Origin of the sequence: Haemophilus influenzae (assembly GCF_019703545.1) — a bacterium.
GTDB classification, from domain to species: Bacteria; Pseudomonadota; Gammaproteobacteria; order Enterobacterales; family Pasteurellaceae; genus Haemophilus; species Haemophilus influenzae_E.
This window is the reverse complement of record NZ_AP018771.1, coordinates 981,066-998,999: the sequence shown is the minus strand read 5'-3', so window position 1 is coordinate 998,999 and position 17,934 is coordinate 981,066. Positions and strand designations below refer to the sequence as shown.

Genomic DNA, 17,934 nt, shown 5'->3' with positions numbered 1-17,934 from the left:
GGGTTAGACCATGAATAATAAAGAACTCGAAATCTTTTTAAGTGAGTTAAAAGAAATTACGTCAATTGAAAGCCCAACTGATTCAATTGAAGGCGTTAATCGTGTGGCTGAATGGTTTATTAAAAAAGCGGAGAAACAAGGATTAAGTTATCAACGCATCCCTATGACTTCACCAAAAGTAGCTGAAGGATTATTTGTTAGCAATAATTTAAATGCCGAACAATTTGATATTCTTTTTATTGCACACATGGATACGGTTTTTCCTGTCGGAACGGGTAAGGAGGTGCCTTTTACCCAAAACGGCAATAGAATTAATGCGCTTGGTGTCATTGATGATAAATCTGGTGCGTTACTTTCTTTTTATGTTGCGCAAGAATTAGATTTATCTCGATATAACATTGGGATTTACCTTAATTCCCATGAAGAAAATGGATCGCTCTATGCCAAGGACAGTATTCGTGATTATGCCCGTAAAGCACGTTATTGTTTTGTTATGGAACCAGCTCGTGAAGATGGATCGATGGTCTCTACACGGAAAGGCATGGTTACTTATAAAATTGAATTCCATGGTGTCGCTGCTCACGCGGGTAATTGTCCAGAGCGAGGACGCTCCGCCTTAGTTGAAGCGGCTAATTTCATCACGGAATTCTACAAGCTCAATGATTTTGAACTTGAACACACTTTCAATTGCGCTATGACACATGGTGGAAGTGGGCATAATGTGATTGCAGATTATGCGGCTCTAGAAATTGAAATGCGCTATAAAAAAACATCATCTGTAGCGTTTTTTGAAGAACACTTACACCGCATACTTAATCATCCTTTTGTTGAAGGGGTGAAATCAACCAAAACATTAATTAATGAAGAATCACCGATGATTGATGAAAAATACTTACCTGTGATCAAAAAAGTATTTGCTCAAGTTGGTGAACAATTAAATATTCCGATCAAATGGGTTGATGCTGGAGGATTAAGCGATGGCAATATTGCAGCTTCGTCAGGCTGCCCTACCATTGATGGATTAGGTCCAACTGGTGGCAATATGCACGCCAAATCAGAATATTTAAAAGTTGATTCCGTTGTGCCAAAATGCAATCTTGTAGTAAGCGTGATTAATACGCTACTCAAGAAATAGCACATATATCCCGATAAAGCCAATTGCCTGCACGCTAATTCATGCAGGCATTTTTTATTCCAACTTTGGCATTCCCCAAAATCTCCGCTAAAATAACCGCACTTTTATCGTATCTTCAAGGAAAGTAATATGTCAGATATTCTCAATAACCTCATTCATCTTCTTAAACTTGAAAAAATTGATGATTTAATCTTTCGTGGTGAAAGCCAAGATTTAGGTTTTCGTCAAGTATTTGGCGGGCAAGTAGTGGCACAGGCGTTATCTGCAGCAATGCAGGTAGCGCTAGAAGATCGTATTTTGCATTCTTGTCATGCCTATTTTCTTGCTCCAGGAGACAGCCAATATCCAATTATTTACGATGTGGAAACCTTGCGTGAAGGGCGTAACTTTTCTGCATTACGCGTAAAAGCCATTCAACATAAAAATACCATTTGTCATGTAACCGCGTCTTTCCAAGTGCCAGAAAAAGGTTTTGAACATCAAAATTCAATGCCAAATGTTGGCACGCCTGAAGACTTTACAGATGAAAATGTGATGCTACAAAAAGTGGCTCAAACCTTGCCAGAACCACTCAATGAAAAATTTGCGGCAGAGCGTCCATTTGAGGTACGTACCAAATATTTGAATAACCCATTTAACGGGACAAAATTGCCAGCCGAGCAATATTCTTGGTTTAAAACCAATGGTGAAACGCCGCTTGATATAAAAATCCAGCAATGTTTATTGGCTTATTTTTCCGATTTTCACTGTATTTTGACCGCACTTCATCCACACGAAAAAGGCTTTTTACAAAAAGGAATGAAAGTGGCAACCATTGATCATAGTATTTGGTTCCATCGTCCGTTTGATTTAAATCACTGGCATTTGCACGCAATTGAAAGCAATAATGCCTTTGGAGGGCGAGGCTTAGCTCGCGGGCAAATTTTCTCGCAAGATGGTCAATTAATCGCGACAACACAACAAGAAGGTTTGATCCGTTTTAACGAATAAGAGAGAAAAAATGACCGCACTTATTACACAATTTTGGCAACAGGTTGAAACCGCGCAAACCTTGAAATCCCACATTAAGAAATGATGAAAAAATAAAAAGACTAAGTTCTATTACATTCTGAACTTAGTCTTTTTAATGGAAATGATTTAACGTTTGAATTTATTGCTTACGCCAAGTTGTTCCATTCGGCCCATCTTCTAATACGATCCCCATAGCGGTAAGCTCATTACGCGCAGCATCTGCAGCTGCCCAATCTTTAGCTGCACGAGCTTTGTTGCGTTGTTTAATCAGTGCTTCAATTTTTGCCACTTCATCATCGTTAGAACCCGCTTGTAAGAATTTTTCTGGTTCTTGTTGAAGTAATCCTAAAATCGCACCCAATTCACGCAAACGCGCGGCAAGTCCATTGGCTTTCTCAGCATCCTCTGTTTTTAACTTGTTAATTTCACGCGCCATTTCAAATAAGACAGAAAGGGCATTTGGCGTATTGAAATCATCATCCATTGCTTCACGGAAGGTTTCCACAAAATTTTCTCCGCCAAAAACAACCGCACTTTGATCCGTTCCACGTAAAGCCGTGTATAAACGTTCCAACGCACCTTGCGCTAAATTCAAGTTTTCTTCGCTGTAATTTAGCTGGCTACGATAATGTGCCGTTAATAAGAAATAACGTACCGCCTCTGCATTATAGTGATTTAATACATCACGAATTGTGAAGAAATTGCCGAGAGATTTCGACATTTTTTCTTTATCCACCATAATCATGCCAGAATGGATCCAATAATTCACATATTGGCCACCATGCGCACAGCAAGATTGTGCAATTTCATTTTCGTGGTGAGGGAACATTAAATCAGAACCACCACCGTGAATATCAAAATGCTCGCCAAGCTGTTTGCAGTTCATTGCCGAACATTCAATATGCCAGCCAGGACGACCTGCACCCCAAGGGGAAGCCCAACTTGGCTCGTTTTCTTTCGACATTTTCCAAAGCACGAAATCCATTGGATTTTTCTTAATTTCATTGATTTCAATGCGTGCACCAGCTTGTAATTGCTCAAGATCTTGACGAGATAATTTGCCATATTCTTTGAAGCTTTCTACATCAAACATCACATCGCCATTATCCGCGACATAAGCATGTCCACGTTTAATCAATTTTTCCACAATTTCAATAATTTCAGGAATATGATGGGTTGCGCGAGGCTCAAAATCAGGGCGTAATACATTAAGTGCATCAAAATCTTTATACATTTCCTGCACCATACGATCCACTAGCTGATCGCAGGTTTCTTTGTTTTCTAATGCACGTTTGATGATTTTGTCATCTACGTCCGTAATATTGCGCACATAAGTTAAATCGTAACCCAAAGAACGTAAATAACGGGCAATCACATCAAAACACACAAAAGTGCGTCCATGACCGATATGGCACAAATCATAAACAGTAACGCCACAAACATACATTCCCACTTTATTTTCGTGGATAGGTTTAAAGATTTCTTTTTCTCTCGTTAAGGTATTGAAAATTTTTAGCATTTTTAAGCTCGTAAAATGAAATAAAAACAAACCGCACTTTTATAGCACTTTTACCTCGATTGTGGAATAATACGACCCTTAATTTTTTAGAGGGAAAACAAAATGGTTACATTACACACAAATTTTGGCGACATTAAAATTAAATTGGATTTTGATAAAGCTCCAGTTACAGCAGAAAATTTCTTAAATTACTGCAAAGAAGGTTTTTATAATAACACAATTTTTCACCGTGTTATTGATGGCTTTATGATTCAAGGGGGTGGTATGGAAAGCGGTATGCGTGAAAAAGCAACCAAAGCACCAATCCAAAATGAAGCGAACAATCGTTTAAGCAACAAACGTGGAACCATTGCAATGGCACGCACATCAGATCCACATTCAGCGACCGCACAATTTTTCATTAACGTGGCAGACAATGATTTCTTAAATTATCGTTCAAAAGAAATGTTTGGTCGAGAAGTCGTTCAAGAATGGGGCTATGCAGTATTTGGTGAAGTGGTTGAAGGGATGGATGTTGTTGATAAAATCAAAAAAGTGAAAACAGGCAACAAAGGCTTTCATCAAGATGTTCCAACTGAAGATGTAGTGATTACATCGGTTTCAGTAGAATAATGGTGAATGGCGGATGAATTCCGCCATTTTTTATCGACCTAAAGGAAAATGCTCATGCCTTTCTTCGACACTCACACGCATCTTAATTATCTCCAACAATTTACTGGGGAACCGTTGTCACAGCTTATTGATAATGCTAAGCAAGCCGATGTGCAAAAAATACTGGTTGTGGCGGTGAAAGAAGCTGATTTTAAAACAATCCAAAATATGACCGCACTTTTTCCTGATAATTTGTGCTATGGGCTTGGGCTCCATCCTCTTTATATTCAAGAACACGCCGAAAATGATTTGATTCTGTTAGAACAAGCCTTAAAAAATCGTGATGCAAATTGCACGGCAGTGGCAGAAATTGGTTTAGAACGCGCGATTCCTGATTTGCTCACCGATGAATTTTGGGCAAAGCAATGTCATTTTTTTGAAAGCCAACTTTATTTGGCAAAGCAATTTAATTTACCCGTCAATATTCACAGTCGAAAAACCCATGATCAAATTTTTACTTTTTTAAAACGTATTCCATTATCTAAACTTGGCGTGGTACACGGTTTTTCAGGAAGTTACGATCAAGCAAAACGCTTTGTTGATTTAGGCTATAAAATCGGAGTTGGCGGCACTATCACTTATGAACGAGCCAATAAAACTCGTCAAGCGATTGCAAAGCTACCACTTGATTCATTGGTATTAGAAACTGACAGTCCTGATATGCCTGTATTTGGTTTTCAAGGCCAACCTAATCGACCAGAATGTATTGTGGAAAGTTTTAAAGCCCTTTGCACCTTAAGAAATGAACCTGCTGAATTGATTAAAAAACTTACATGGGAAAATGCTTGCCAGATTTTTTCTTGATCCACGTCACATTACTGAAATTATTTTGAATTAAATTGCAGTATTCAATGGCTTAAAATCCATGGTGACATCGGGCAATTATGCTTCTTATTATTTAGCACTTTTGCCTTCCGAAAATGGCGAAACTATTGATAACTGGGTGCTTCCACTTGGCACTCAAGGCTTAACTTTTGAAGCTGATAGCTGGAATGGCTTAGGTATGCGTAGCAATGTTTCTTGCTTTATGCGCATTACCGATATGCCATTAGATCGTAGCTGGCGTGTAGCGTGGAACTCTCCCCTAATTACATGTATGCCATGGCAACTGGAGCAAAGATGAAAGCGTATTATTGCGTGGGCCTTATACATTATTAGTGGATTTATTTGAATCGGCATTACCTGATATTTTAATGCTCGAATTTTCTACGCCAAGAGCAGGAGAGTTAAGTTCGTTATTAGAAAGTGAAATCTTAAGACAAAAATGTATTTTAGGCTTAGGCGTCATCAATCCTCGTTCTGATGAAGTGGAAACTGTAGCACAAATTGTTCAGCGCGCAGAAAAAGCCTTAAATTACCTTCCACCAGAGCAAATATCAAAATTTCAGACAAAAAAATTGCCCCATTAAGGGGCAATCTTATCAATGCGCTAAAGTTACTTATAGCTTTAAACAACGATTAAATATGTTGGTTAATGAAGTTAGCCAATTGAGTTTTTGCTAATGCACCAACTTGAGTTGCAACAACTTGACCATTTTTAATCAATAATAATGTTGGGATACTACGAACACCAAATTGTGCTGGCGTTGCTTGGTTATCATCCACATTCATTTTCACGATTTTAACTTTACCTGCAAATTCAGGTGCAAGTTCATCTAACACTGGAGCAATCATTTTGCAAGGACCACACCAAGGTGCCCAAAAGTCTAATAAAACGGGGATATCTGAATTAACTACAACACTTTCAAAATCTGCGTCATTAATGTGTAATACTTCGCTCATTTTGTTTTCCTTATTTTGTGAATGGAATCCCTATATAAGGGCTTTTTTTAAACTTACAAGTGCGGTGCAGAATAACACCGTTTTAAAAAATGTAAACTAATCGTTTTAATTGCCAAAAGCTAAGACGGCAAAACAATATTTTCACACACTTTACCCGATTTCAATTTATAAATGTTTGATAAAGTCACATCCGCAATATTGGTTAGTGCCTCTTCCGTTAAAAACGCTTGGTGACCTGTTAGCAATACATTATGGCAAGAAGATAAACGGCGGAAAATATCATCTTGAATCACTTCGTTAGACTTATCTTCAAAGAATAAATCACGTTCATTCTCGTAAACATCCATACCTAACGCACCGATTTTACGCTGTTTTAACGCATCAATTGCAGCTTGAGTATCAATCAAAGAACCGCGACTCGTATTAACGATCATCACGCCATCTTTCATTTTTGCAAAAGCCTCGCGATTTAATAAATGATAGTTTTCTGGCGTTGCCGGGCAATGAAGCGTAATCACATGAGATTTAGCATAAAGCTCATCTAATTCAACATATTGTCCCCCCAGTTCTTCCACCACTGGATTTTTAAAAGGATCGTACGCCAAGATATTCATGCCAAAACCTTTCAAAATTCGCATCACTGCGATCCCGATTTTTCCTGTTCCGATTACGCCGACTGTGCGTCCGTACATATTGAAACCAATTAACCCCTCAAGAGAGAAATTCGCTTCTCGGGTACGCTGATAAGCACGATGAATTCGACGATTCAGTGTCATCATCAAACCGATGGTATGTTCCGCCACCGCTTCAGGCGAATAAGCTGGAACGCAGACAACTTGGATGCCTAATTCTTGAGCTGCTTTTAAATCAACATTATTGAAGCCAGCACAACGCAAAGCCACAATTTTCACACCAAGTGCGGCTAATTTTTCTAATACTTTTCGGCTACCATTATCATTCACGAAAATGCATACTACTTCGCAATGTTCTGCCAAACGCACAGTGCTTTCGTTCAGCATAAAATCAAAAAATTCTAAATCGAAATTATATTTCGCGTTAATGAGCTCAATATATTTTCTGTCATAACTTTTAGTGCTATAGATTGCAATTTTCATGGTTTGCTCCAATTATTTTAAGTTTGCAAAAGCCTGTAATAAGTCCGCTTTAATATCTTCTACATCTTCAATACCGACTGAAAAACGCAACAAGGTATTAGTAATCCCACGAGCTACACGCTCGGATTCTGGAATATCCATATGAGTTTGAGTGGCAGGATAAGTAATAAAACTTTCTGTGCCGCCTAGACTTTCTGCAAAAGTAATCAATTTGATGGATTTTAAGAATATATTAACCCAAGCTTCATCTTGTAAACGAAAAGACAACATTCCACCTTTATTCGGATAAAGCACCGATTCCACTTGTGGTTGAGCTCTTAAAAATTCCGCAATGGCTTGTGCATTTTCTTGATGGCGTTTCATACGCAAAGAAAGGGTCTTCATACCGCGAATAGTCAGCCAAGAATCAAAAGGAGAAAGCACCGCACCTGCACCATTTTGAATATAAGCAATGCGATCACAAAGTTCTTGCCCTTTTGCAACGATTAAACCAACAAGTGCATCATTATGACCAGCAATATATTTAGTTCCACTGTGAATTACCACATCAGCACCTAAATCTAACGGACGAGAAAGCACAGGCGTTAAAAACGTATTATCCACGATCAACATTAAGTTATGTTTTTTCGCAAGTTTTGCAATTTCAACCACATCACATTCTTCCATTAAAGGATTTGATGGGGTTTCAATAAAAATCGCTTTCGTATTTGGGTTAATGGCAGCCTCAATTTCTGAAGCAGATGCTGTATTAACATAAACAGGTTTTACACTATTGTTATTTTTATAAGAAAAATCTAATAATCGATAAGTACCACCATACACATCGCTAGAAACAATCCATTCATCTGGGGCGGTAAAAAGTGTCATCAAAACTTGAATTGCAGCCATCCCAGAAGAAAAAGCAAAACCACGATCTCCATTCTCTAATTTAGCTATCGTTTCTTCTAATACTGTGCGAGTTGGATTTTTGGTACGTGTGTAATCAAATCCCGTACTTTCACCGATACCACAATGACCATAAGCCGTAGAAAGAAAAATTGGTGCAGAAACCGCGCCCGTACGCTCATCACTGCGATTGCCAGCTTGAGCTAATAAAGTATCAATAGCATATTGTTGTGTCATAACATCCTCTAAAAATAATGAAAAAATTGACCGCACTTTACGTGTTAAAAAACGTTTAGCATTTTGGCACAAAGGAAAAAGTGATAAAAGTAGAAATTAGAAAATTACATAAAATTTCATTTTTCCATCATTTTCTGTGATTTATTTGAACAAAATGAACTTTTTTTAAACGGTTAGACAATTTTTTTAAATCTGTAATTGACAGTTATCTGAATTTCCGTAAAATGCGCACCACTAACAGCGAATGCGGGAATAGCTCAGTTGGTAGAGCACGACCTTGCCAAGGTCGGGGTCGCGAGTTCGAGCCTCGTTTCCCGCTCCAATTCGTGGCGTGTTAGCAAAGCGGTTATGCACTGGATTGCAAATCCATGTAGCTCGGTTCGACTCCGGGACACGCCTCCATAATACGCAAATGTTAGTTGTCTATATGCCCGAGTGGTGGAATCGGTAGACACAAGGGATTTAAAATCCCTCGCCTTTCGAGGCGTGCCAGTTCAAGTCTGGCTTCGGGCACCATTTAAATACCAATCTAAAGGTTTTAAAATTCACTTTAAAATCATCTAATTGGGTCGTTAGCTCAGTCGGTAGAGCAGCGGACTTTTAATCCGTTGGTCGAAGGTTCGAATCCTTCACGACCCACCAATAATATTCAACTGGCGACAAAGTGGCGGTTATAAATATCTAGTTTTTATCTTTACTTTTAAACCTATCTTTAAACAATGGCGATAACCGCCAGTCAATTAACTGAAATCAATTACTCTCATATTTCACACGGAAAATTTAAAAACAATTTAAAAATCATTAGGTTATCTTGTTATTCTTATTATCAATGATCTATTTTAAGTGAAAAATGATGAAAAAGATTGAAATTTTTACAGTTAAGATCTCTATTCAGTTGCATTAATGATCTCTTTTACTTCAATAAGTTAGATTAATTTTTATTTTGAAATCTAACTGAAAAAACACAAATTTTTAACGTAAATTCGGCGGGGGAGGAAGTGGATTTTCCGTGCCTTGTGTTTTTACGTGAAAAATTTCCGTGGAATTGTTCTATATTGCTTATTACGTAGATTTATTTGTTATAACAATAACTTAGATTTTCCGTGGCTGATGTTTCCGACATACATGTCAGAAACATAAAGAAAAGCCGCAACATTGTGCGGCTTTGGTTTGATATAAATTGCGGTTGTTACTCAATGATAGGCGTGAGTTTACCTTTGATTGTTTTTGCTTTGTTTGCCTGCTGGTTAAATGTGCTTGCTTGATCTGGCGGAGGTGAACCTCTGTGCGTATGCGTTGCCAAGGTGCTTGCAACTTCGCCTACTAGCTGAATAGTATCCTCTAACAATCTAAAAATATTCTGACTTTCTGTTCCTATATAACTTAGCGGTGCCACAAATTTATTCTTTTCGTCCGAAACACGTTGCGCTAGTCCCACGATTTTTTCTTGTAACGTGCCACCAGTTCCCACAGTACGATTGCTTGCAGTCGTGTCATTGATACTACCCAATACGCTAACAGTTTTATTTCCGCCTATAGTTTGCGTACTATCTGAATCTACTGTTTTTGTCGATGTACCAATTTGTTTTACTTCACTATCTGTTTCGATGTGTCGTTCAAAGGATTTATCTGTAATCTTCTGATCGGTTTCGCGAATCTTATTGCCTGCGGCATCGGTGCGCTCATACACTTCGGGGCGTTGCTGCTTGAGTTGTTCTCCAGGTGCAACACTCGGTACTGTTTTTCCTTGTGCTAACATAGTGCGTACAAAAGGCTGATCACTTCGCCCATAAGCAAAACCTACTTCAACCATTGAGCCCACTTCAGGAAAAGCAAAATCTCCGCCTTGTGAACCTGTACTTGTTACAGGCAAAGGCACGGCTGGATAAACTGGCACAGTTTTATCCTCGTTTCCGTTTTCGTCCAGTAGTTGCAACTCGACGGCATATTTTGGGCGGAATGGATCGGAAATATCGCCACCACTTGAGGGATCTGCTATACCAACAACTTTAGCATACTTCGGCAAATGATAACCGCCAGCCAGTTCGGGGAATGTTTTTTCCATTTGGCGGCGTTCTGGGCTTTTTTGTTCTGGCTTACCATCTTTGCCTAAATTTTCCCACGAAAGCACATAATCATCGCCAGACAATTCTACTTTCTGAATTTTATTGCCATTGATAATCGCACCTGGTCGAATAGCAGCAGTAATTGGAATGGTCATATCATTGCTGCCGCTTGTTAATGTCATGCTTTCGTCAAACTCAATATTCTTACCTGCCCAGCGTGAATCTTTATGCGAACCAACAAACAAAGAACCGTCTGGCGATTGTTGCCACATATAATCAGCGATTTGATATTGTCGCCCAATATTGGCTAAAAGCTGATAACCACTGCCATTATGAGTGAATAACGAAATCGGCGTATCCGCATAATCCACTTGCGGCACCTTTACTGGGATTTTTGTTTGGCTTGTAATCCATGCGCATAAATCACGCAAGGTTATGTGTCTGTGAGAACAGTTTAAAGGCTTTTCAAACACAGCCACTTTTTCGCGAATAAATAATTTTTTATAGCCGTTTTCCGCACTTTGTTCACGCTCAACAATACCGTCAAACCATTTGTAATAGTGATCGTATTCGCCCATTTCAAATACCGCACTTTTTCCTACACAGTCTTTTTCGGTACGCACAGTAACAAATCCGCGCCCAGTGTTGTTGAGTTCCAAAATAATCATTTCATCGGCAAGTTCTAATTCTTCGCCGTCAATAAGGCACGTTTTAATTATTTTCATCCGTCAATACCTCCGAAAAAATCATCAATATCTTTTGCGATTCCTTTTCTTTCGTCTTTCTGTTCTTCTAATTTCCCCGAATTTTCACCCGCACTTTTTGCTACTGGCGCGTTCTCACCTTGCGTTTTTACCTTTGGTTTTTTCTTGCGCTGGTCTTTTTTCTCGGCAACGGAATTGACTTCACGCAATCTAAATGAAATCGACCACCCCAACTGCCCATTTTGCTCAGTTGCGGATACCTCTCCACTAAATTGCACTTCGCGCATATTCACGGCTTCAGCCACAGTACAAGATACCCGATATTTTGTTTGCTCGCCTTTGCCCGTTTCTGCTTCAGCTAAATTGAAAAGCTGCGTCAGCCACTCTTTCCTGTTGTATGGAATAAACCCCGTTACGCTTAACTCTTTGGCTTTTACGCCTTTATCTGATTTTTTGGTACTTGATTTTTGACCGCTCATGTCTTTTTCTTCACGTTTGACCGAAACCGACATTAAAATATTGTTTAAATAAATTGGCGTGCCATTTAGTGCAAGTTGTACACTGGGATTACGTTTCTGCATGTTGCAACATTCCTCTAATATTGGTTAAATCTGAGCCAATAAACATTACGCAAGCGGTAAATACATTACTGGATTTCGGCACATTCACTTTCATTTTACTTTCTGCGATTTCAAGATAATCTGAAACAACAAAAGCATATACATTCGCCGATGTATTCAACATTTTTTCGACTTTTTCATTATTGGCTTTATCGCGTTCTTTTTTAGCCGCCTTTAACGCCTCAATCATCGCCATCGGATCTTTAGTTTGCGCCGCAACCGCTGCAGATGTCGCATTGCGTAAAATACTTTGCATCGTGCGGGCGGAACCTGGCGTAATATCGGCACTATTGGAAAATGATGGACTTGCCATGGTTGGCGTTTTTATCATTTTTGTTTCTTGTAAATCTTTACTTGATTTCGCATAGTCTAGCGCTTGCTTAAATGTTGGCTCTGGCAATAGCTCTCGCACTTTTTCCAACTCTGCAATAAACTGATCAATATTGCTACTTGTCACCATAATGACCACGACATCCTGCACACCTTTAGGGCGATTCGGATCGGCATAATCAACCAACTTTGCCGCTAGTGCTTTCACGGCATTTTCTGGCGACAAATAATGGTTTGATTTTTCTTTGATGCCGTGCGACCAATTATGCACGCCTAATTTAGTGCCACTTACAGATAGCGAAAAAGGGGAAAGAATCCCCTTTTGTGCGTTTTGTAATGTTGTTTTTGCCTGTGGGGATACTTTTAGTTTTTGTTGTTTCCACATATTAAACATCACCTAAAATTCATTAGTTTTAAAACCTTCCGTCATTGTTGCGCCTCCGCTAATGCTTTCATTTTTCTGATAATGTCATTATGAATTTGCTGTAATTCTTCTTCACTCAATTCTTCGTGCTTGAGCTCATACTTACGCATACGCTGCACCGCGAGTTGTTCTTGCAGTGTTCGTAATCCTTCAGCCTGTTTTAAAATTAGCAATGTTGCTGATTTATTATCAAGTCCTGCGACAGTTGCAAAACTTGATATATAGATGCTTACTTCGCCAGTAAAATTCGCTTCTTTAAATGCCAGAGCTGCAGATTCACGTTCTTTGTATTCCTCGGCAAACCTTGTCCATCTTGCACTAATGTTAGCCGCTGTATCATCAATGCTATCAACTAGATTTTTAATGAGTTTACGCTTAATTTCAGTTTTCTTTTTTTCATCGACAATCCAACTCTTTCCACTCCATTTGTGTAATTCTGTTGGTTGTCTGCCAACTAAAATATATTGGCCTTTAAAATCAATAAGTTGTTTAGTCTCAAGCTCTGATTCGTTTTCTACTTCCATTTCCACAAAATCATTTAAGTTTTGCGGAATAGGGAAAATTTGATAACTATTCAAATTTTCTTTTAAAAAATAGACTTTCATTTATCACTCCTTTATCGGATATAAATACGTTTTATATAACGATTATCAATTTGACCAATATTTATAGTTTTACCGTCACCAGCAATATACACAGTGAACTCTTTGGGTAGTGTTTGACGATAATTATAGCTGGATACTATTTCACGAATACTAGTCAAACGACCTCCGCCTTCATCTTCTGCACCCACCTCAAAACTGACTAATTCAGTAGTGTCAGGATCATAATTACTCTCTTCAGATAGTTGGAGATAAAAAATTAACGTTTTACCGAAGCACTTCTCTGCTATTTCGATTTGCCCAGAATTCACGTTACCTTCCCAGACTTTTTTTAATGTACCAATTTGAGATAAATTCTCTTTTGCCTGCAAAAATTGCTGATTTATATCAGATTTTGCATTGTTTATTTCTTGTAAAGTAGATTGTTTATTCTCTTCTATTTTTTGTTTAACACTCTCAGATAACGCTTGCATATTTTGCGCAAGTCTGCCCGCGTCTAGCAATCCTGCATTAGTTACATCACCGTGCGATTTAATCCAAAACACAACATCATCAAAACTATTAATGGCCTTGATACATAATTTGAGGATTAATGATTTAGGGCGAGTTTCATTTCCACCTGTTGCCATTTGAGAGGTGTCTTTAGGGGAAACAAAACCATTATCGCTATCTGCATTGTCATAACCAAGAGTGCTCCACAAATCTGAAGACTGGGCAAATGTTGTATAGTCAAAATATGGATTTTTGCTTCCTTGACTTGAGTGATTAAACCAAGAATCGTAGTCTATCGGTACTCTATGCACATGTCGCTTGAATTCATCCTCTTGCGTTTGCCCCACTTGCAAACCATTGCCAGCATTACGGATAAATCTATCCTCTGCTTTTGGCACTGCTGCAATTGAGCCATATTTACCGACTAAGTGACGATATAACTCGGGGTAATTTTGCTGTGTAACGGTTGTTCTGATTGAATCAAAGGCAATCCAGCCTGCAGGAATGTTATCCACGGCAAAATAAGCCGTCATGCCTACATCACTACGAGTTAAATCAGGAAGTTGGTTGCTGTTGCCCAAAGTGCGGTATAAATCGGGAAAGGTTTGTTGGCTGAACGTCGAACCATCAGCACGTAAAAAACCGATAGGATTGGTTACTGCACGAGGGAATGACACCACCGCACCAAGTGGCACGCCGTCGCCGCCTGTCTCTTTCCATTCTGACCAATTTGAGCCATTAAAAAAGCGTGTTTTGATTTTGTTATCATTTGCTTTACGTGCAATTTGACGCACCGCATTTGTTGCCCCACCGCTCACTACTTCAATATGCCATGCCCCATTTTCGGGTAGATTTTGACCGCTTGCTAAGTAATAATTGCCATCGGTTTTATAGCCATTGGCATCGCCCTGCCCTTGTTCTACTTTAAAATTCCCAATACCATAGCCTGCAAGTGTATTAGGCTTGCCTTCAATATCCGTATTAAATTGCGGTTTTGCCCCAGCGTGATAGATTTTTTGATTGTTATATGACAATTCCCCATTTGCCCGAATACGAATGGTGCCGATAACTCGGTTACTTTTTTTATACTCTATCCAGCCGTCGCCATCATTTGCCCCCATATTTAAGAGGTGATTAGCATTTGCATAAGTTTGCGAATCAGCCACCCCAATGCCACGAAACCCAATGATTTTAGATTCAAAACTTTTGGTACCTTGAATCGATTCATTGCCCCTTAATCCTACTTTGCTCTCCGCCGTAGTTTTGACTTCTACTGCTTTGTCATAGGCGGTTTTAACCGCTTTTGAGGTTGCCGCTTGGGTTTCGCTGTCGCTGTTAGTGGCGGAGCTTAGTTTCGTGATGCCTCGTTTCTTGATGCTGGCAATCGGTAATTTGTGCGTATGACCCAGTTTATCTTTAGTGTTTTCGGTTGTGTCATCTAATGTGAGCGGATTCATACCCAAAAACGGCGAAAGCAAGCGACGATCTGTCACATTGCCTTGGCTGTCAATATCCGCCAGAATTTGTACATAATGTTGGCGGTTTGCAGTATCTACATAATCCGCTTTTGATTGCGTGAGATACTTAATTTCGGTTTGATATTCGCCCGTTACGGTGCAATGATGCACCACATCCGCATAAATAGAACAAGGCAAGCTATTAGCAGTAAGATGATGCTCTGTGCCTAAATCCATACGAACGCCTTCAACATAAGCATTGCCTGGTTGAATCGTAAATTGATTGCCTGTTTTACGTTTAACCAGAAAACTATCATCGAAAAATACTGCTCTGCCATACAGATCACGATTGGTTAAACGAATTTTTTCATCAAGTCCATGTAGTCGCACAGTAAAATCAATTTGCCAAGTGTTCGCATTGACATTAATGCCCGTTAGAGCTTTTGCGCCACTAAATTCTAAAAGCATATTGCGCGTAATACTGTTGCCTTGCACAGCATTTTTATTTCGGATTTTTTTCACTGTATCCGTTTGCACTGCAACAGCTAAAAGATTTTTAGAACGATTAATCAAACCAATAAAATTGAAATCAAAATCGCCTACTTCAGTACCAATAGTCACAGAATACACAACGGCATTTTCATTAATCACACCACTTTGCGATACGGCTTGGCGATGTACAATTTGTGCGGATGTGGGGATCGTAAGATGTTGAGTAAGATTGTTCTCATTTAAACCTGGAATATTGGCGAAAATAAATTCATCAAACTGTACTGTGCCACGTGCAATAGTTTGTTCTGCAACGTAGCGTTCAAATTGTGGCGTAATTAAACTAGCCATAAATAAACCTCTTATTATTGTTGTTATTATCAGTTTACTTTCACATAAAAACTTTGGTGATCATGGTTAAATTCGCCGTGATAAATACTCACAGTTTCTTTAGTGATCACTTCAAAGGTATAACGCCGACAAGTGCGGCCATATTTTCGAATGATTAAATTGAGTAATTCTGTTTTCTTTGCTAATTGTGAATCACTGATTCGAATTTTGATAACATCCCAATTTTCTCTGTCAAAACGTTCTTCAATTTCTACATAGCCAATGCCTAAGCGTTCAAAAATGCGGATAAAGCCCGCTTTACTGCCCGCATCTTTCGCATTTAAAAAGGCATATTTCACACGCTTACGGAAGAGTTCTAACGGCTCGCCCTCAAATCGTTCTACGTCGCGTTGATAGGCGATTAAATTTAAAATGCGTTCACTGCAGTGTTCTTCATCTAAAATATTGAAGGGAAACTTGACCGCACTTAAAACATAATCCCACCATTTTCCGAATAGCACGGCGATTTTGCTTAATTCGCCTTTATCCATCCAAAAAGGCAATTTTATTTTCATTTGCTTCCCTTACTTTTGCACAGTGACCGATAACTGCTGAATACGTGGAATAGATAACTCGCTTTGAATGTCGCTTTGCCCCCATACGATAGATGCAATTTCGCTGATGTTGTCGTGGATTTCTTCGCCTAATTTCGACCAACTAAAACGGCTAAAAGGGTAAGTTCTTGTTACACCATAATTATTATTTTCGCGAAATGCGCAGCGGATCATATTTTCCACTTGTTGCACGATTTCTTGTTTACGCACATCACCAACAAAAATAGATGGCTGGAAGTAAATGGCGCACGTTAAATTATGTTTAGTTTCTGGCATGGCGTAGCAAATTAAATCGTCACCGTGTCCGTGAAAACCCTCGTCACGCACATGGCGATTGACTTTATCAATAAACGGCTGACTGGTTACGCCTGTGTCTAATAACAAATAAGCGTTTGCTGTACCTGGCCCACGTGGCGCATCGTGTTTAAAATAAATTCTGTCCACCGATAAAGCGGCAACTTTCGCAATCATGCCTTTGTAAACGCTGTCAATATGGTGTTGCCCAACACTCGAAAATTGTGTGCGGTAACGTTCTCGTAATTCGTCGTTAGTTTCTCTGTCAGCACCTGGCGATGTTAGCCAATCTTCTAAATTTTCTACCGCACTTACCCCTGCGATAGATTCTGGCAAAATACGGTAATAACCTGCAGCCAAATTGAAATTTGCGCCAGCCTGCTCTGCGATTACTGGCACAGGCGCGCGCAACACACCTTTAGGAATAAGGGTATCTTTCGTCACCATCAAACGGAAAATCACATCATTAATACGCTCTGTCTGAATCACTGTGCCCGCTTTAATTGTGAGATCGGTTACATCGCTTTCTTTTGTAAAATGCACGACACCTTCTACTTTTGTTGCGGCTTTAAAATCTAAGCCCACTGCCCAGGCTTGAATTTGTAACCAACTATCTTTTGCTGTTTTTACAAATAAATTCGGCAGAATTTCAGCAATTAAATGATCTGTCAGCCACTTCACAGGCTTAACCGCAATGGCAGTGATTAATCGCCAGAATGGGCTCATTCGGCTTGTGTTAGTAATCAATCCTTCTTCTGCAGTTAAGCGTTCAAATTCTTGTCGGATTTGCGTTTCTTCTGTGGGCAATCCGCTTTCAGCTAACATTTGTTTAAAATTTTCACTCATTTAAACGTAACTCCAATTCATCAAGTCGCCCAAATTCATAAGTTTCAGCGGTAATAAATAACTGCCCTAAACGTTCTTCGCTAATGGAAACAGTACCTGGAATCAAGCGCACATCTTCTTCAACCAATAACACCATTTGCAAAATAATATCGCGACGTAAAATGCGCGAACGCTCTGCGATAAGTTGTGTCGCCAATCCACTTTCTAAAATGGCGTGTTTAATATCTTGCGCAATAGATATTCGGTTATCGCAAATTAACGGCTGATTGCCGCTATCTAGCGTAATGTCTTCGCCCGTAATCAGTAAATCAAGGTAAAGTTTTTCCATTTA

General features: G+C 39.2%; 18 protein-coding genes and 4 tRNA genes. 10 read left to right on the top strand and 12 right to left on the bottom strand.

The annotated features are described in order from the left end of the window. The first annotated feature begins 10 nt into the window (after positions 1 to 10). Both K6J66_RS05005 and tesB read left to right on the top strand, forming a co-directional pair. Complete coding sequence (locus K6J66_RS05005; RefSeq protein WP_005663200.1) at positions 11 to 1,135, top strand: M20/M25/M40 family metallo-hydrolase; 1,125 nt, start codon at positions 11 to 13, stop codon at positions 1,133 to 1,135. A gap of 129 nt (positions 1,136 to 1,264) precedes the next feature. After that, positions 1,265 to 2,125, top strand: a complete 861-nt coding sequence (tesB, locus tag K6J66_RS05000; RefSeq protein ID WP_014326554.1) for an acyl-CoA thioesterase II — start codon at positions 1,265 to 1,267, stop codon at positions 2,123 to 2,125. A gap of 160 nt (positions 2,126 to 2,285) precedes the next feature. On the opposite strand, the gene cysS is transcribed toward tesB, so the two are convergent. After that, positions 2,286 to 3,665 carry a cysteine--tRNA ligase gene (gene cysS / locus K6J66_RS04995; protein ID WP_038439591.1) on the bottom strand — a complete coding sequence of 460 codons (1,380 nt, stop codon included), beginning with the start codon at positions 3,663 to 3,665 and terminating at the stop codon, positions 2,286 to 2,288. Between the two features lie 102 nt (positions 3,666 to 3,767). On the opposite strand from cysS, the gene K6J66_RS04990 reads away from it, so the two are divergent. The 4 genes from K6J66_RS04990 to K6J66_RS04975 all read left to right on the top strand — a co-directional run bounded on the left by K6J66_RS04990 (position 3,768) and on the right by K6J66_RS04975 (position 5,725). After that, entirely contained in the window at positions 3,768 to 4,277 is a 510-nt protein-coding gene (locus K6J66_RS04990; RefSeq protein WP_005690982.1) for a peptidylprolyl isomerase, read from the top strand. Positions 4,278 to 4,331: 54 nt separating this feature from the next. Continuing rightward, on the top strand, positions 4,332 to 5,120 hold the full coding sequence (locus K6J66_RS04985) for a TatD family hydrolase (protein ID WP_038439590.1): 789 nt from the start codon (positions 4,332 to 4,334) through the stop codon (positions 5,118 to 5,120). 103 nt (positions 5,121 to 5,223) lie between these two features. Beyond that, positions 5,224 to 5,439: a hypothetical protein gene (locus K6J66_RS04980; protein ID WP_246587777.1), complete on the top strand. Its 216-nt coding sequence runs from the start codon at positions 5,224 to 5,226 to the stop codon at positions 5,437 to 5,439. 70 nt (positions 5,440 to 5,509) lie between these two features. Beyond that, on the top strand, positions 5,510 to 5,725 hold the full coding sequence (locus K6J66_RS04975; RefSeq protein ID WP_246587776.1) for a hypothetical protein: 216 nt from the start codon (positions 5,510 to 5,512) through the stop codon (positions 5,723 to 5,725). A gap of 49 nt (positions 5,726 to 5,774) precedes the next feature. Here the strand turns inward: K6J66_RS04975 and trxA are convergent, their stop codons facing one another. The 3 genes from trxA to K6J66_RS04960 form a co-directional block, all read right to left on the bottom strand. Continuing rightward, a complete protein-coding gene (gene trxA / locus K6J66_RS04970; protein ID WP_005689970.1) occupies positions 5,775 to 6,098 on the bottom strand; it encodes a thioredoxin in 324 nt (107 codons plus the stop codon). A 119-nt stretch (positions 6,099 to 6,217) separates the two neighbouring features. Then, positions 6,218 to 7,213 (bottom strand): 2-hydroxyacid dehydrogenase, encoded by a 996-nt coding sequence (locus K6J66_RS04965; RefSeq protein ID WP_038439587.1) that lies wholly within the window; start codon positions 7,211 to 7,213, stop codon positions 6,218 to 6,220. A 12-nt stretch (positions 7,214 to 7,225) separates the two neighbouring features. Then, positions 7,226 to 8,335, bottom strand: coding sequence for a methionine biosynthesis PLP-dependent protein (locus K6J66_RS04960; RefSeq protein WP_038439586.1), 1,110 nt, complete (start codon positions 8,333 to 8,335; stop codon positions 7,226 to 7,228). Positions 8,336 to 8,581: 246 nt separating this feature from the next. On the opposite strand from K6J66_RS04960, the gene K6J66_RS04955 reads away from it, so the two are divergent. From K6J66_RS04955 to K6J66_RS04940, 4 genes are all read left to right on the top strand, one after another. Beyond that, positions 8,582 to 8,657 (top strand) — tRNA-Gly (locus tag K6J66_RS04955). A 6-nt stretch (positions 8,658 to 8,663) separates the two neighbouring features. Beyond that, a tRNA-Cys gene (locus tag K6J66_RS04950) sits at positions 8,664 to 8,737 on the top strand. 27 nt (positions 8,738 to 8,764) lie between these two features. Continuing rightward, positions 8,765 to 8,851: transfer RNA gene (locus tag K6J66_RS04945), tRNA-Leu, on the top strand. 50 nt (positions 8,852 to 8,901) lie between these two features. Beyond that, positions 8,902 to 8,977: transfer RNA gene (locus K6J66_RS04940), tRNA-Lys, on the top strand. A gap of 547 nt (positions 8,978 to 9,524) precedes the next feature. On the opposite strand, the gene K6J66_RS04935 is transcribed toward K6J66_RS04940, so the two are convergent. From K6J66_RS04935 to K6J66_RS04900, 8 genes are read right to left on the bottom strand one after another with little or no spacing between them, the layout of a single operon-like run. Further along, positions 9,525 to 11,126 carry a type VI secretion system Vgr family protein gene (locus tag K6J66_RS04935; protein ID WP_110442593.1) on the bottom strand — a complete coding sequence of 534 codons (1,602 nt, stop codon included), beginning with the start codon at positions 11,124 to 11,126 and terminating at the stop codon, positions 9,525 to 9,527. Then, positions 11,123 to 11,686, bottom strand: a complete 564-nt coding sequence (locus K6J66_RS04930; RefSeq protein ID WP_015979437.1) for a baseplate complex protein — start codon at positions 11,684 to 11,686, stop codon at positions 11,123 to 11,125. The genes K6J66_RS04935 and K6J66_RS04930 overlap by 4 nt, the downstream gene beginning before the upstream one ends. Next, a complete protein-coding gene (locus K6J66_RS04925) occupies positions 11,673 to 12,440 on the bottom strand; it encodes a hypothetical protein (protein WP_103757482.1) in 768 nt (255 codons plus the stop codon). Before K6J66_RS04925 ends, K6J66_RS04930 begins: the two co-directional genes overlap by 14 nt. 41 nt (positions 12,441 to 12,481) lie before the next feature. Next, positions 12,482 to 13,084: a hypothetical protein gene (locus tag K6J66_RS04920; protein ID WP_221260112.1), complete on the bottom strand. Its 603-nt coding sequence runs from the start codon at positions 13,082 to 13,084 to the stop codon at positions 12,482 to 12,484. An 11-nt stretch (positions 13,085 to 13,095) separates the two neighbouring features. Beyond that, positions 13,096 to 15,870, bottom strand: coding sequence for a phage tail-collar fiber domain-containing protein (locus K6J66_RS04915; protein ID WP_110442723.1), 2,775 nt, complete (start codon positions 15,868 to 15,870; stop codon positions 13,096 to 13,098). Between the two features lie 29 nt (positions 15,871 to 15,899). Next, positions 15,900 to 16,424 carry a phage tail protein gene (locus tag K6J66_RS04910; RefSeq protein ID WP_015979433.1) on the bottom strand — a complete coding sequence of 175 codons (525 nt, stop codon included), beginning with the start codon at positions 16,422 to 16,424 and terminating at the stop codon, positions 15,900 to 15,902. Positions 16,425 to 16,433: 9 nt separating this feature from the next. After that, positions 16,434 to 17,603: a baseplate J/gp47 family protein gene (locus K6J66_RS04905; RefSeq protein WP_110442724.1), complete on the bottom strand. Its 1,170-nt coding sequence runs from the start codon at positions 17,601 to 17,603 to the stop codon at positions 16,434 to 16,436. Continuing rightward, the gene (locus K6J66_RS04900; protein ID WP_015979431.1) at positions 17,596 to 17,931 is read right to left on the bottom strand and encodes a DUF2590 family protein; all 336 of its coding nucleotides are present in this window, start codon (positions 17,929 to 17,931) and stop codon (positions 17,596 to 17,598) included. The genes K6J66_RS04905 and K6J66_RS04900 overlap by 8 nt, the downstream gene beginning before the upstream one ends. Positions 17,932 to 17,934: the final 3 nt, after the last annotated feature.

Coding starts and splice junctions, on each gene's coding strand:
- K6J66_RS04910 (WP_015979433.1), bottom strand. CDS start 16,424: ATGAAAATAAAATTGCCTTTTTGGATGGATAAAGGCGAATTAAGCAAA.
- cysS (WP_038439591.1), bottom strand. CDS start 3,665: ATGCTAAAAATTTTCAATACCTTAACGAGAGAAAAAGAAATCTTTAAA.
- K6J66_RS04905 (WP_110442724.1), bottom strand. CDS start 17,603: ATGAGTGAAAATTTTAAACAAATGTTAGCTGAAAGCGGATTGCCCACA.
- K6J66_RS04900 (WP_015979431.1), bottom strand. CDS start 17,931: ATGGAAAAACTTTACCTTGATTTACTGATTACGGGCGAAGACATTACG.
- K6J66_RS04930 (WP_015979437.1), bottom strand. CDS start 11,686: ATGCAGAAACGTAATCCCAGTGTACAACTTGCACTAAATGGCACGCCA.
- K6J66_RS04935 (WP_110442593.1), bottom strand. CDS start 11,126: ATGAAAATAATTAAAACGTGCCTTATTGACGGCGAAGAATTAGAACTT.
- K6J66_RS04965 (WP_038439587.1), bottom strand. CDS start 7,213: ATGAAAATTGCAATCTATAGCACTAAAAGTTATGACAGAAAATATATT.
- K6J66_RS04985 (WP_038439590.1), top strand. CDS start 4,332: ATGCCTTTCTTCGACACTCACACGCATCTTAATTATCTCCAACAATTT.
- K6J66_RS04925 (WP_103757482.1), bottom strand. CDS start 12,440: ATGTGGAAACAACAAAAACTAAAAGTATCCCCACAGGCAAAAACAACA.
- K6J66_RS05005 (WP_005663200.1), top strand. CDS start 11: ATGAATAATAAAGAACTCGAAATCTTTTTAAGTGAGTTAAAAGAAATT.
- tesB (WP_014326554.1), top strand. CDS start 1,265: ATGTCAGATATTCTCAATAACCTCATTCATCTTCTTAAACTTGAAAAA.
- K6J66_RS04960 (WP_038439586.1), bottom strand. CDS start 8,335: ATGACACAACAATATGCTATTGATACTTTATTAGCTCAAGCTGGCAAT.
- K6J66_RS04990 (WP_005690982.1), top strand. CDS start 3,768: ATGGTTACATTACACACAAATTTTGGCGACATTAAAATTAAATTGGAT.
- K6J66_RS04975 (WP_246587776.1), top strand. CDS start 5,510: ATGCTCGAATTTTCTACGCCAAGAGCAGGAGAGTTAAGTTCGTTATTA.
- K6J66_RS04915 (WP_110442723.1), bottom strand. CDS start 15,870: ATGGCTAGTTTAATTACGCCACAATTTGAACGCTACGTTGCAGAACAA.
- K6J66_RS04920 (WP_221260112.1), bottom strand. CDS start 13,084: ATGAAAGTCTATTTTTTAAAAGAAAATTTGAATAGTTATCAAATTTTC.
- trxA (WP_005689970.1), bottom strand. CDS start 6,098: ATGAGCGAAGTATTACACATTAATGACGCAGATTTTGAAAGTGTTGTA.